General features: G+C 61.2%; 12 protein-coding genes and 1 pseudogene. 7 read left to right on the plus strand and 6 right to left on the minus strand.

What is annotated here, in order from left to right:
- Positions 1 to 31: 31 nt before the first annotated feature.
- Positions 32 to 1,636: a peptide ABC transporter substrate-binding protein gene (locus PG883_RS10910; protein ID WP_270807200.1), complete on the minus strand. Its 1,605-nt coding sequence runs from the start codon at positions 1,634 to 1,636 to the stop codon at positions 32 to 34.
- A 173-nt stretch (positions 1,637 to 1,809) separates the two neighbouring features.
- On the opposite strand from PG883_RS10910, the gene PG883_RS10915 reads away from it, so the two are divergent.
- Together PG883_RS10915 and PG883_RS10920 are read left to right on the plus strand one after the other, a co-directional pair.
- Positions 1,810 to 2,517 (plus strand): ParB-like protein, encoded by a 708-nt coding sequence (locus PG883_RS10915; protein ID WP_270807201.1) that lies wholly within the window; start codon positions 1,810 to 1,812, stop codon positions 2,515 to 2,517.
- Between the two features lie 85 nt (positions 2,518 to 2,602).
- On the plus strand, positions 2,603 to 3,031 hold the full coding sequence (locus tag PG883_RS10920) for a DUF2753 family protein (RefSeq protein ID WP_010672859.1): 429 nt from the start codon (positions 2,603 to 2,605) through the stop codon (positions 3,029 to 3,031).
- Between the two features lie 2 nt (positions 3,032 to 3,033).
- Here the strand turns inward: PG883_RS10920 and PG883_RS10925 are convergent, their stop codons facing one another.
- Entirely contained in the window at positions 3,034 to 3,783 is a 750-nt protein-coding gene (locus tag PG883_RS10925) for an enoyl-CoA hydratase-related protein (protein WP_201985516.1), read from the minus strand.
- A gap of 89 nt (positions 3,784 to 3,872) precedes the next feature.
- Between PG883_RS10925 and PG883_RS10930 the strand changes: the two genes are divergently transcribed.
- The 3 genes from PG883_RS10930 to PG883_RS10940 all read left to right on the plus strand — a co-directional run bounded on the left by PG883_RS10930 (position 3,873) and on the right by PG883_RS10940 (position 5,740).
- Positions 3,873 to 4,319 carry a copper chaperone PCu(A)C gene (locus tag PG883_RS10930; RefSeq protein WP_270807202.1) on the plus strand — a complete coding sequence of 149 codons (447 nt, stop codon included), beginning with the start codon at positions 3,873 to 3,875 and terminating at the stop codon, positions 4,317 to 4,319.
- A 92-nt stretch (positions 4,320 to 4,411) separates the two neighbouring features.
- Positions 4,412 to 5,041 carry a TIGR04219 family outer membrane beta-barrel protein gene (locus tag PG883_RS10935; RefSeq protein ID WP_010672862.1) on the plus strand — a complete coding sequence of 210 codons (630 nt, stop codon included), beginning with the start codon at positions 4,412 to 4,414 and terminating at the stop codon, positions 5,039 to 5,041.
- 18 nt (positions 5,042 to 5,059) lie between these two features.
- A complete protein-coding gene (locus PG883_RS10940; protein ID WP_103244239.1) occupies positions 5,060 to 5,740 on the plus strand; it encodes an SDR family oxidoreductase in 681 nt (226 codons plus the stop codon).
- 192 nt (positions 5,741 to 5,932) lie between these two features.
- Here PG883_RS10940 and PG883_RS10945 read toward each other — a convergent pair whose 3' ends face one another.
- From PG883_RS10945 to PG883_RS10955, 3 genes and pseudogenes are all read right to left on the minus strand, one after another.
- Complete coding sequence (locus PG883_RS10945) at positions 5,933 to 6,562, minus strand: 3'-5' exonuclease (RefSeq protein ID WP_270807203.1); 630 nt, start codon at positions 6,560 to 6,562, stop codon at positions 5,933 to 5,935.
- A 195-nt stretch (positions 6,563 to 6,757) separates the two neighbouring features.
- Positions 6,758 to 8,482 (minus strand): proline--tRNA ligase, encoded by a 1,725-nt coding sequence (locus PG883_RS10950; RefSeq protein ID WP_270807204.1) that lies wholly within the window; start codon positions 8,480 to 8,482, stop codon positions 6,758 to 6,760.
- Positions 8,483 to 8,618: 136 nt separating this feature from the next.
- Positions 8,619 to 10,597 (minus strand): annotated as a pseudogene (locus PG883_RS10955) (methyl-accepting chemotaxis protein).
- A gap of 232 nt (positions 10,598 to 10,829) precedes the next feature.
- Here PG883_RS10955 and ruvA point away from each other — a divergent pair.
- Positions 10,830 to 11,444 carry a Holliday junction branch migration protein RuvA gene (ruvA, locus tag PG883_RS10960; RefSeq protein ID WP_010672867.1) on the plus strand — a complete coding sequence of 205 codons (615 nt, stop codon included), beginning with the start codon at positions 10,830 to 10,832 and terminating at the stop codon, positions 11,442 to 11,444.
- Between the two features lie 8 nt (positions 11,445 to 11,452).
- The gene (gene ruvB, locus PG883_RS10965; RefSeq protein WP_270807205.1) at positions 11,453 to 12,463 is read left to right on the plus strand and encodes a Holliday junction branch migration DNA helicase RuvB; all 1,011 of its coding nucleotides are present in this window, start codon (positions 11,453 to 11,455) and stop codon (positions 12,461 to 12,463) included.
- 59 nt (positions 12,464 to 12,522) lie between these two features.
- Here the strand turns inward: ruvB and PG883_RS10970 are convergent.
- On the minus strand, positions 12,523 to 12,727 hold a 205-nt coding region (locus PG883_RS10970), incomplete at its 5' end, for an IS3 family transposase (protein ID WP_270807206.1).

A 12,727-nucleotide genomic window follows, 5' to 3' on the forward strand; every position in this document is an offset into this window, starting at 1 on the left:
AGGGGTCAGGTGTCCCGACCCCTCCCCGGACTCAGTGTTTGACGAGGTAGAGCTGACGGCTGTAGGCCACGTCTTCCGGGTTGTTGATGGGATACCCCTTGAGCCAGGGCTTGATGAGCCGGGCATTGGTGTACTGGTAGATGGGGGCGATGGGGGCCTCCTTCTGCAAGATGGCCTCGGCCTCATCGAACAGGCGGGCCCGCTCTGCGGGATCCTGACTGTTGGCCGCCTGCGCCAGCAGCTTGTCGTAAGCCGGGTTGGCGAACCGGGCCATGTTGCCGCTGTGGCCCGATCCCCAGAGCCCGAGGAAGGCGGAGGGGTCGTTGTAATCGGCGACCCAGGAGGAGCGGATCACCTCGAACTGGCCGCTTTGACGGCTGTCGAGATAGGTTTTCCACTCCTGGTTGGTGAGCTCGACCCGGGCCCCCAACTTCTGTTTCCACAGGTTGGCGATGGCCAGCGCCATCTTCTTGTGAATTTCTGCCGTGTTGTAGAGCAGGGTCAGCTTGAGAGGATTGCTTGGGCCGTAGCCCGCTTCTTTCAGCAGGGCTCTGGCACGCTCGTCCAGCGCCAGCTGACTGCTGGTGGAAAGCAGATTGGGCTTGGGGTCGAAGTCGGCGGTCACGTCCGGGGTGAAGTGGTAGGCCGGTTTCTCCCCGGTGCCCAGCACCTTGTCGGCAATCAGGCCCCTGTCGATGGTGTAGGAGAGCGCCTGGCGCACCCGCACATCATTGAGGGGCGGGCGCTGGGTGTTGAAGGCGTAGTAGTAGGTGCCGAGCTGTTCCGGGGTATAGACCTCCCCCGGGATCTGGGCCATCAGGCTCTGGTACTGCTCCTTGGGGAAGGATTCGGTGATGTGCAGATCCCCGGCCAGATAGCGGTGGGTGGCCGCGCTCTCCTGGTTGATGGGCACGAAGGTGACGCGGGTCAGCACCGTGTGGGCGCGATCCCAGTAGTAGGGATTGGGCGTCAGCTCCAGTTTCTCGTTCACCACCCGGTGACTCAACACGAAGGCGCCGTTGCCCACCAGCTTGCCGGGCTGGGTCCACTGGTTGCCATATTGTTCCATGCTGGCCTGGTGCAGGGGCGACAGGCTGGGATGGGTCAGCAGGCTCAGGAAATAGGGCACCGGCTGGGAGAGGGTCACCTTCAGGGTATGGTCATCGACGGCCTCCACCCCGAGCGCATCGGGGGCCAGCTTGCCTGCCACTATGTCGTCCACCTTGTCGAAGCGAGCGAGCTGGGCGAACCAGGCGAAAGTGGCGGCTTCCCTGGGGTCAACCAGCTTGCGCCAGCCATAGACGAAGTCGGCGGCGCGCACGGGGTCGCCGTTGGACCAGCGGGCATCCGGCCTCAGGTGGAAGGTGAATGTCTGGTTCCCCTCGTTGTCCCAGCGGGATGCCACCCCGGGCAGCACCTTGCCGTCCGGCCCCTGGGTCAGCAGCCCCTCGTAAAGGTCTCTGAGGACCTGCAGCTCCGGCAGTCCCACCAGCTTGAGAGGGCTCAGGCTCGCCGGTTCATCCTTGAGATGACGGACGACGGCTTGTTCAGCGGCGAGTGGGGTACCGGGCGGCACATCGGCGGCCTGGACGCAGGCACAGCCCAGCAGGGCCAGTAGGGGGCTCCATCCTTTCATGGTGAATCCTTCAAAATGTGTGAAGCGGGGAGAAAACTCGGCGAGAATGCATCGCCGGCAGATGGGAAATCATGATATCCCCTTTGCTGGTCAGACCGCCAGCATGAGTCCCATGATATCCGATGCGGCTGTCAACGAGGGGGCGCCGTGAGCGCCAGGAAAAGGAGAGAGTGATGAGAGCATGGATCTTGTTGGTCTGCGTGCTGAGCCAGGGCGCCTGGGCGTTGTCCCCGTGCGAGAAGAGCAGCCCGGTGGGAAGCTGGTGCGAAGTGAACATAGAGGCGCTGCACCCCACCCAGGGCGGCGTGGGGCAGTTGCAGGTGGATACCACAGCCCGGGAGCTGGCGGACAAGAGCGAGAAGCAGCTCGACAAGCTGATGAAAAAGAAAGAGATCCCCATCGTCATCGCGCCGGATGGGGGTTACTGGCTGGTGGACAGGCACCACCTGACCAAGGCGCTGTGGCAGCAGGGGGTGAAGCAGGTCAGGGTCAAGGTGATTGCACGGTTGCAGGACAGGGCCAATTTCTGGAGCCAGATGCAGAACAACCACTGGGCCTGGCTCAAGGATGAACGGGGTCAACCCCTGACTCCCGAGCAGTTGCCCGGCCATATCGGTGAATTGCCGGATTACCCCTACCGCACCCTGGCGGGGCTGTTGCAGGATGCGGGCTACTTCAGCAAGAAGGATCAGGTCTACTTCGTCGAGTTTGCCTGGGCCAGCTGGCTCGGCCAGCAGATGGCCTGGCAGCCGATCGATGAGGTCAACCTCGCGGATCGCCTCGCCGAAGCCAAACGGCTGGCGTGCAGCAGCAAGGCGTCGGATCTGCCTGGTTACCCCGGCAAGCAGTGTCGCGTCAATCAGCCCAGAACGGCGGGTTGAGGGATCCTGCACAAAGGGTCTGGTTGATATTTGTTCTCGATTGGCCATGATACAAACTCCACTCGTGTCGGCAAAGGAGAGGAACATGGAACATCAGAACTGGCAACGTTACATGCTGGAGGCGGAGAACGCCCTTGGCATGGGGGCTTTGGGCACGGCGATCTGCCTCTATCAGCAGGCCCTGGGGGAAGTGTATGAGCTGGCCTCCGGGGATCTGGACGAACTGGCCAGCATGCGGGTCGCCACCTGTCACCGCATGGCCGACTTCTGGCGTGCCATGGAAGAGCCCGCCTATGAACTGCGCTACCTCAAGCTCGCCTCCGAGCTGGTCACTGCCCTGGTGCCCCAGTGCCCCAACCGGGAGTGCGAATCCCTCATCAGCGAGCTGGGCTGCTGCCGCGCCGCCCTGCTCTCCTTCTTGAAGCGCCACCCCAATCCGGAGATCGCCCGGCTTATCCAGGTGCAGGACAGGGTGCAGGGCTGCGAGTTGATAGGCCGGTTCCGTCTCAACTGAGTTCAGCGCCGTTTTTGCAGCTTGCTGGCGATGCGGTTTTGCGCCTCTTCCCCTTGGAGGGCCTGGGCGAAGGCGCGCGCTTCCAGGTCGATGACGAAATGCACCGCCTGTTTGAGCTCCTGCTTGAGCAGCGCCTTGCTCTTCTGGAGCGCCATCGGCGGCTTGGCCGCTAGTTTCAATCCTTGCTCCCGAGCGAAGGGGAGCAGGTCCGCCGGGGCCAGCACCCGGTTGGCGAGCCCGAGACGCAGCGCCTCTTCCCCATCGATGGCCTCTGCCAGCAGCAACAGCTCCGCCGCCTTGAGGTGACCGACGGCGCGTGGCAGCAGCAGGCTGGCGGCAAACTCCGGCACCAGTCCCAGCTCGACGAAAGGCAGCTGCAGCCGGGCGTTGTCACCCAGATAGACCAGGTCGCAGTGCAGCAGCAGGGTAGTGCCGATGCCGACTGCCGGGCCGCCCACTGCGGCGATCACCGGTTTGGGGAAGTCGGCCAGGGTGTGCAGAAATTGCAGGATGGGGTCGTCCGGCTCAAGGGCATGCTTGCCAACAAAGTCGGCCAGATCGTTGCCGGCGGTGAAGCACTCCGCCTGGCCCTGCAACAGCAGCACATGGACCTCTTCGTCCCGGGCTGCCTGGCGCAGTGCATCGGTCAGCGCCAGATACGTCTCCGTGTTGAGGGCATTGCGCTTTTCCGGTCGATTGAAGGTCAGGGTGAGCAAGCCGTCCTGCTGTTCGGCCAGAATTGTGAGGGCCATGTCTGAATCCTTGTTGTCGGGGGCTGTCAAAAGCTTGCCACAGGGGTAAGCTTTGTCTCGTTTAACAACATCATAAAAGGATTTCAACCATGTTTAAACGTGCGTTTTATTCCACCATGGCACTGCTTCTGGCCGCCCCGGCCCTGGCCAAGGTCGACGCAGTCGATGGTTATGTGCGCCTGCTGCCCCCTGGTTCGCCGAACACGGCGGCGTTCATGGTGCTCAGGAACGATGGAGACAAACCGGTGAAACTGGTGGCGGGAGCGTCTCCTGAGGCGGGCCGTGTCGAGCTGCACACCCATTTGCACGAGAACGGCGTCATGAAGATGCGCCAGGTGGAGAGTATCGAGATCCCGGCCAAGGGGGAGGCCGTGCTCAAGCCCGGCAGCCTGCACATCATGTTGTTCGACATCCATACCCTGTCCCAGGGCACGCCCTTCCCGCTGACCCTGACCCTGACCCTGGACGATGGGCAGACGCTGTCACTGAGCCTGCCCGTGAAGCCGGTCGAACCCATGAAAGGGATGAAGCACTGACATTTATGGACGCTTGTTCAGCTTTTTACTCTAGGTATTCCTTGCCCAGCGGGTAAAATGATGGCCTTTCCAGTCCAAAATGGAGCGAAGTGATGAAGAAGACCCTGATTGCCGGCACTGTGATGGCTCTGCTCAGCCATGGGGCCATGGCCGCCAATGACTGGCGTTTTGCGGCGGGTGCCGATCTGTGGAATGCCCAGGGAAGTGGCCAGGTCAGCAGCGTGGGTGCCGATGGCAGCTACGACGAGAACTACAACTGGAGCGGCTACCTGCAACTGGAGCACGGCATCCTGCTGCTGCCCAACGCCAAGTTCGAAATGTCCGACTTCAGCAGCAGCGGCGGCAGCTTCAACAACGATCTGCTGGCTTACGACCTGAGCCTCTACTATCGCCTGTTCAACAACGATCTGTTCCAGATCGATCTGGGTCTGACCGGTCGTCGCTACGACGGTGATTTCAACACCCAGCACTACTCCTATGACAAGGATGTGCTGATGGCCTACACCGGGGGGGAAGTACGCATCCCGGGGACCGGCTTTGCGGCGTTTGGCGATATGCGGGTGCAGGATGCCGACAACTACGACTACCGTCTGGGCGGCTCCTACAAGTTCTCTTCCGTGCCGCTCAAGATCCGCGCCGGCTGGCGTGAGGCCGAGATGGACTTCGATCGCGTCGATCAGACCATCGACGGCTGGTTCATCGGTGGTGAATTCACCTTCTGATCTCCCTGAGGAGCACACATGGGCCACATCATAGTGACTGGCGCGGGGTCCGGACTGGGCCGCGCCCTGACCATAGGGCTGGTTGAACGCGGCCATCAGGTTTCCATGATGGGTCGCCGTTACCAGAAACTGCAGGAGCAGGAAGAGCTGCTCGGCAAGGCGGTGATCGGCATTGCCGCCGATCTCGCACACCACGAAGAGGTGGATGTCGCCTTTGCCGCTGCGGTGGAGTGGGGCGGCCTGCCCGACATGGTGATCCATTGTGCCGGTGTCGGCGAGTTCGGCCCGGTGGGTGTCTACACCGCCGAGCAGATCCGCCGGGTGGTGGAGAGCAATCTCATCTCCACCATACTGGTGGCCCAGCAGACGGTGCGTCTCATCGGCGACCAGGGCGGCGTGCTGGCCAATGTGCTCTCCTCCGCTGCCCAGACCGGCAAGGCCAACGAGAGCCTCTATTGCGCCTCCAAATGGGGCATGCGCGGCTTTCTCGAATCCTTGCGGGCCGAGCTGAAGAGTGCTCCCCTGCGACTGGTGAACCTCTATCCGAGCGGGATCCGCAGCGAGTTCTGGGAGAATTCGGATCACGTGGATTCGAGTGGTTTCATGACGCCGGAAGACGCGGCAGCCTACATGCTGGATGCGCTGGCCGCGAGAAGCAGCTGCCATGTGACCGATCTCTTTATCGGTCGTAATGCCTGAAGCGCCGTGAACCGGCCCCGTCGCCAGATGACAAGGAAAAAAAGCGCGCCATTTGGCGCGCTTTTTCATTGATGTGCAGTGCTAAATTATCTGCTTGCCTGCCTCTCTTTACGCCGGGCCATCATGGATGTGAAGGCGGGTAAATTCAGTGCCGACATGGCATGGATGATTGATGATGCATGTCGGCACATATTATTTCCGAGTCGCATATTCCCGCAGGAAGGATGGAATCACCTGTTTTGGCTTCTTGCCAAGGGTCAGCAGCAATTCAAAGTCCGGGTCGATAATGCCATGTCGGCACGCCAGCTCTTCCAACAAGGCAAGCCAGAGGTGGGCCGTCACCTCTGCATCCGCCAGGGCACGGTGAAACACCCCGTCATTGGGCAGGCTCCGGTATTGCACCAGGGTACCCAGCTTGTGATCCGGAGCATCGGGAAACAGGCGCCTCGATAGCAGCAGGGAACAGGCGAACTGGCCGCGGTATTGCGCCGGCAATCGCTCTATTTCCGCATCCAGAAAGCGCTTGTCGAAGGAGGCGTTGTGGGCGACCAGATTGTCATCACCGATAAAGTCGACGAAATCCGCCATCACCTCGTTACAGGGGGGAGCCTGTTTCAGCATGGCATTGCTGATCCCGGTATATTGCTCGATGAAGCTGCTCACGTTGAAGCCCGGATTCATCAATGCCGAGAAACGCTCACTGATATGGCCATTCTTGATTCTGACGGCACCGATCTCGATGGCTCTATCCCCTTGTCCGGGTGAAAGCCCTGTGGTCTCGAAGTCGAGCACGACAACGGTATTGGCTGAGGCGATGGACATAACTTCTCGGGCAAGCTGGGTAAAGAGCGCCAGTCTAGGAAATCAGCCGTGGCGTGTACAGGGCAATGCAGTTATCTCATTGGTTCACGCTGGAGACGCATTTTTGTGCATCATGGCTGAGAGCCATATAAAAAGCCCCGAGTGCCGTGGCACTCGGGGCTTTCCTATGAAAAGCGAAAGGCGGTGTCGGCGTTATCAGCGACCCAGCTTGGCCTTGAGCAGGGCAACGATCTCTTTGATCGCCACTTCCTGCTTCTCGCCGGAGCGGCGGCACTTGTACTCAACCACGCCGTTGTCCAGACCACGGTCACCGATGACGATGGCGTGGGGCACACCGATCAGCTCCATGTCGGCGAACATCACACCCGGGCGCTCCTTGCGGTCGTCAAACAGCACGTCCACACCGGCGGCTTTGAGCTCGGCGTAGAACTGTTGCGCCTGCTCGGCCACGCGCTCGGATTTGTGCATGTTCATCGGCACGATGGCCACTTCGAACGGGGCGATGGCATCCGGCCAGATGATGCCGTACTGGTCGTTGTTCTGCTCGATGGCCGCAGCCACCAGACGGGAAACCCCGATACCGTAGCAACCCATCTCCATGGTGACGGACTTGCCGCCTTCGTTCAGCACGCTCGCCTTCATCGCTTCGGAGTACTTGGTGCCCAACTGGAAGATGTGGCCCACTTCGATACCGCGCTTGAGCAGCAGCTTGCCCTGGCCGCACGGGCTCGGATCACCTTCCACCACGTTGCGCAGGTCGGCCACTTCGTAAGAGGCGATGTCGCGATCCCAGTTGGCACCGGTCATGTGGAAACCGGTCTCGTTGGCGCCGCAAACAAAATCGCTCAGATGGGCGGCGCTGCGATCGACGATGATGCGACCGGCAAAGCCGACCGGGCCGATGGAGCCTGCGTCGCAACCGGCGGCAGCCTTGATCTGCTCGTCATTGGCGAAGGTCAGTGGGTTAGCCACGCCAGAAAGCTTCTCGGCCTTGATTTCGTTCAGCTCGTGGTCGCCACGCAGTACCAGGGCGATGACGGCCTGTTTGCCGTGCTCGTCTTCCTTGGCCAGTACCAGCAGGGTCTTGGCGATGGCGGTCGGCGCCACGTTCAGGAAAGCGGCTACTTCATCGATGGTGTGGACGGCCGGGGTGGCCACCTTGGTCAGGGCTTTGGTTGCGGCAGCGCGCTCGCCAGCCGGTGCCAGGGCTTCGGCCATCTCGATGTTGGCGGCGTAATCGGATGTATCGGAGAAGGCGATCAAGTCTTCACCGCTCTCGGCCAGCACCTGGAATTCGTGGGAGCCGGTGCCCCCGATGGAGCCGGTATCGGCCTGCACCGGGCGGAAGTTCAGACCCATGCGAGTGAAGGCGGTGCAGTAGGCCGCATGCATCTTCTCATAGGTATCGACCAGGGAGGCCTTGTCGATGTGGAAGGAGTAGGCATCCTTCATCAGGAATTCGCGGCCACGCATCACGCCGAAACGGGGGCGCACTTCATCGCGGAACTTGGTCTGGATCTGGTACAGATTCAGCGGCAGTTGCTTGTAGCTGTTCACTTCGTAACGGACCAGCGCGGTGATCACCTCTTCGTGGGTCGGACCCAGCACGAAGGGGCGGTTGTGACGGTCGGTCAGGCGGCACAGTTCGGGGCCGTAGTCATCCCAGCGGCCGGACTCCTGCCACAGCTCGGCGGGCTGTACCACCGGCATGGATACTTCGACGGCACCCGCATTGTTCATCTCTTCGCGGACGATGTTTTCAATCTTCTTCAGGACCCGCAGGCCGGTCGGCAGCCAGGCGTACATGCCGGAAGCGAGTTTGCGGATCATCCCGGCGCGCAGCATCAGCTGGTGGCTGACAACTTCAGCGTCGGAGGGGGTTTCCTTGAGAGTGGAAAGCAGATATTGGCTGGTACGCATCGCGGTAGACCTTCGCTAGTTCGGGCGGCTTGGCCCTGGAAAATTTCAAGTGCGGAATTTTAACAGGCGAAGCCCCCCGGCCCAAGGGCTAAATTCAGCGGCGCTGGGGGGAGGGCGGGGCCTTGCCCCGCCCGCACTAGACCCGAAATTGCGACAGCAACTGCTGTTGCTGCTGGCTGGCCTGATGGAGGGAGGAGGCCAGTTGCAGGCACTCCTGGGCTTCCTGTTAGCCCGTCTGGGCCTGCAGGCTGATATCCGAAACCTTGCCCGTGGTGTGCCCCAGGGTGTGGGAGAGCTGGCTGGTCGCCTCTGCCACCTGTTGCACCATGTCGGCGAGCTGATCGATGTCCTCTTCTACCTTGAACAGGATCTGCTTGGTGTTGTCGGAGTCCGCCATACCCGATTCCACGGTTTTCAGGTTGCGTTGCATCATCAGATAAGCCTGCTCTGTCTGCTGCTGGATGCTGTTGATCACGTCCGTTATCTCGGCACTGGAGGTGGCGGTGCGATTGGCCAGGGTGCGCACCTCGTCGGCCACCACGGCAAAACCGCGCCCCATCTCGCCCGCCCGGGCGGCTTCGATGGCGGCATTGAGTGCCAGCAGGTTGGTCTGCTCCGAGATATTGCTGATGGTGGAGATGATCTGGCCAATCTGCCCTGCCTGCTCCTTGAGGGCGTTGATGGCGGTGGCACATTCACCCACCTCCATGACCACCCGCTGCATGCCGGCGGTGGCGGAGGAGACATACTGGCTGCTTTGCGTGGTGAGCTGGCGCACCTCGTTGGCGTTGTGTGCCGCCAGGTTGCAGTTGTCCGAGATGGTGGTGGCCACCTGCACCATCTGCTCGCTGTCGTGGTGCAGCGCCTGGGCATGCGCTGCGGTCTGGCGGCTGCTCTGGCTGATGGCCTGGACCCGGTTGACCGAGGTGTGCACGTGCTGGTTGTTGTCCATGGTGGCGCTGATCATCTTCTGCAGCTTCTCGATGAAGCGATCCACGCTGCCGGCCAGGGAGCCAATCTCGTCGTCGCGTGAGAGGTTGATGCGGGCATTGAGATCTCCCTCCCCGGCGGCGATGTCCTGCATGCGCTTGTCGACCTGGAGTAGCGGGCGAACAATGGTGCGTACCAGCCAGAAGCCGCAGCAGGTGACGATCAGCAGGCTGAGCAGCAAGCCCCCCAGGATGAGTCCCCTGGTGTAGTCGATGATGGCGTTGAGCTGGTGAACCTGATCCTCGACGGTGGCGTCCCCTGGGCCTCGACCTCGACCAGCGCCAGCCTGAGCTGGTCGGCACTGTGTTCGTAACGGGCCAGCTGGTTCTGATAAGCGCTCAGGGCTGTGGTCCATTCACGGATCAGGCGGGCATTGTCGGCTTGCAGGGCACGATACTGGGTGGAGAGCATTTGGCCTGCAAACTCCCCGTCGCCGGGCACATCGAACTGGCCGGTTGCCAGCATGCCGTCAACCGCGTCCTGATAGAAGCGGGTGGCTTGTGCCAGCTCGGCCTGGATGGCAGGAGTAGGGCCTTCGCTCTGCATCTTCTCCAGCGCATAGAGCTGGCGCAGGAATCCGATGTTGGCCTCCATGCCGCCATCGGCCGCCTGCCAGCGGGTCGCGAGGCCGCCGTTCCAGCTGATGGCCTGATCCGGTGAGCGGGTGAGGCTCTCGACGGCCTCGTCACCGATCACTTCCAGCCTGGTCGAGAGGCGTGACATGCGTTCCGAACTGGCACGCAGCGCCTCATCGGCGCTCGTGAAGGTGCGATAGAGGGTCAGCAGCTGTGCCTGCTCTTGCTGCTTCAGCGTGGTAATGGCCGCCGCATCGATGAGCCCGCCTTGCTCCACCCGGCGCAAAGCGTCGCTGGCCGCCTCTTTTGCCCGTTGCAGCTCCGGTGCGTCGAGGGGGATCCCCGAGAGCATCTTCTGGATATAGAGCGACTGGTTGCCGAGTTCGATGGAGCCCTCCATGGCACCATCTGCCGTCTGCCAGGCGGCACCCAGGACGTAGGAGAGCAGATCAGCCAGCCGCTGGCTGCCATACCAGCCGATCGCCCCCATGCCCAGGGTGCAGCCGAGCAGAATGGTGAGTCCGAGGTTGGATGTGGTGACGATTTTCATGATTCAAGCCTTCCCTGGTGCCGAACAAGACCATTTCAGTGTTCAATCAATGACGAAGATGTGCCATCCCTGATGGAAAATAAAGTGACAGACTGTGTTCTGAACGAGGGAAATGGCTGGGTATGAAGAGCGGGTCATCCCATGATCTGCATGGACCTATGCTGGATACTTATCCAGTTATTCTTTATGCTATGACCCAATTTGCGAGAGTCTGCGTGGCGAGGAAAAGAACATGATCGGTCGCTTGAGAGGCGTCATCATCGAGAAGCAACCCCCCGAGGTGTTGCTGGAAGTCGGAGGGGTGGGATATGAGGTTCATATGCCCATGAGCTGCTTCTATGATCTGCCCGAACTCGGGAAGGAGGCCGTCATTCACACCCACTTCGTGGTGCGTGAAGATGCCCAGCTGCTCTACGGCTTCAACCACAAGCAGGAGCGGGCGCTGTTTCGCGAGCTGATCAAGACCAACGGGGTCGGCCCCAAGCTGGCCCTGGCCATTCTCTCCGGCATGACGGCCACCCAGTTTGTGATGAGCGTCGAGCGCGAGGAGATAAGCTCCCTGGTCAAGTTGCCCGGCGTGGGCAAGAAGACCGCCGAGCGCCTGGTGGTGGAGATGAAAGACCGCCTCAAGGGCTGGGTCAGCCACGATCTCTTCTCCCCGGCCGAAATCACCCTGCCCGCGAAAGAGAGCCCGCTGCGTGCCCCGGATGCGAGCGAGGAGGCGGCCAGTGCACTGGTGGCCCTCGGCTACAAGCCGCAGCAGGCCAGCCAGATCGTCAGCAAGGTAGCCGCCGACGGCATGTCGGTAGAGGAGATCATTCGTGAATCCCTGCGCAGCCTGGTGTGAGGTAGACAATGATTGAAGCGGATCGCCTCATCTCGGCCGGTGCCGCCCGTGAGGACGAGATCATCGATCGGGCCATCCGGCCCAGAAAGCTGGCCGATTACACCGGACAGGAGCACGTCTGCGATCAGATGGAGATCTTCATCGAGGCCGCCCGCCAGCGCGGGGAGGCCCTCGATCATCTGCTGATCTTCGGGCCTCCCGGCCTTGGCAAGACCACGCTGGCCAACATCGTCGCCAACGAGATGGGGGTCAACATCAAGACCACCTCGGGCCCCGTGCTGGAGAAGGCCGGCGATCTGGCGGCGCTCCTCACCAACCTGGAACCGAACGATGTGCTCTTCATCGACGAGATCCACCGTCTCAGCCCGGTGGTGGAGGAGGTGCTCTACCCGGCCATGGAGGATTATCAGCTCGACATCATGATAGGGGAGGGGCCGGCGGCCCGCTCCATCAAGCTCGATCTCCCTCCCTTCACCCTGATCGGTGCCACCACCCGGGCCGGCTCCCTCACCAGCCCCCTGCGTGACCGGTTTGGCATCGTGCAGCGCCTCGAGTTTTACAACGTCAAGGACCTGACCGACATCGTCTCTCGCAGCGCCCGTTGCCTCGGGCTCGACATGACGGAAGACGGCGCTCTCGAGGTAGCCCGTCGCTCCCGGGGGACACCGCGCATTGCTAACCGTTTGTTAAGGCGGGTACGGGATTTTGCCCAGGTGAAGTCTGACGGGCGAATTGACGGACCCATTTCGGCCCGTGCCATGGACATGCTGGACGTGGACAACGAAGGTTTCGACTTCATGGATCGCAAGCTATTGTTGGCCGTCATCGACAAGTTTATGGGGGGGCCCGTCGGGCTCGACAACCTGGCCGCCGCCATCGGTGAGGAGAAGGACACCATAGAAGACGTGCTGGAACCTTATCTGATCCAGCAAGGCTATCTGCAACGTACACCCAGAGGGCGGATCGCAACTCAGAGAGCCTACGCACACTTTGGCCTGGAACGACCGGCAGATCAGTAGACGTTGCGATATGAACCAAAAAGCCGCCCTTGTGAAGTGAACCCCATTTATTGGACACGTTAGCTGGCGGATGACATGGCCTGAGTTCGGTACTGTACCGGGCTCAGGCCGTTTAGTTTTACTTTGAGCCGTTCATGGTTGTAGTAGTGGATGTATTCATCCACTGCTCGCTTCAACTGCTCCGTGTCCTCGTATTTCTCGTTGAACCAGCATTCGCTCTTTAGCAGCCCGAAGAAGTTTTCTACCACCGCATTGTCCAAGCAG

Origin of the sequence: Aeromonas sp. QDB25 (assembly GCF_027707725.1) — a bacterium.
Taxonomy (GTDB): domain Bacteria; phylum Pseudomonadota; class Gammaproteobacteria; order Enterobacterales; family Aeromonadaceae; genus Aeromonas; species Aeromonas caviae.

Coding starts and splice junctions, on each gene's coding strand:
- ruvB (WP_270807205.1), top strand. CDS start 11,453: ATGATTGAAGCGGATCGCCTCATCTCGGCCGGTGCCGCCCGTGAGGAC.
- PG883_RS10935 (WP_010672862.1), top strand. CDS start 4,412: ATGAAGAAGACCCTGATTGCCGGCACTGTGATGGCTCTGCTCAGCCAT.
- PG883_RS10910 (WP_270807200.1), bottom strand. CDS start 1,636: ATGAAAGGATGGAGCCCCCTACTGGCCCTGCTGGGCTGTGCCTGCGTC.
- PG883_RS10920 (WP_010672859.1), top strand. CDS start 2,603: ATGGAACATCAGAACTGGCAACGTTACATGCTGGAGGCGGAGAACGCC.
- PG883_RS10930 (WP_270807202.1), top strand. CDS start 3,873: ATGTTTAAACGTGCGTTTTATTCCACCATGGCACTGCTTCTGGCCGCC.
- ruvA (WP_010672867.1), top strand. CDS start 10,830: ATGATCGGTCGCTTGAGAGGCGTCATCATCGAGAAGCAACCCCCCGAG.
- PG883_RS10925 (WP_201985516.1), bottom strand. CDS start 3,783: ATGGCCCTCACAATTCTGGCCGAACAGCAGGACGGCTTGCTCACCCTG.
- PG883_RS10940 (WP_103244239.1), top strand. CDS start 5,060: ATGGGCCACATCATAGTGACTGGCGCGGGGTCCGGACTGGGCCGCGCC.
- PG883_RS10915 (WP_270807201.1), top strand. CDS start 1,810: ATGAGAGCATGGATCTTGTTGGTCTGCGTGCTGAGCCAGGGCGCCTGG.
- PG883_RS10950 (WP_270807204.1), bottom strand. CDS start 8,482: ATGCGTACCAGCCAATATCTGCTTTCCACTCTCAAGGAAACCCCCTCC.
- PG883_RS10945 (WP_270807203.1), bottom strand. CDS start 6,562: ATGTCCATCGCCTCAGCCAATACCGTTGTCGTGCTCGACTTCGAGACC.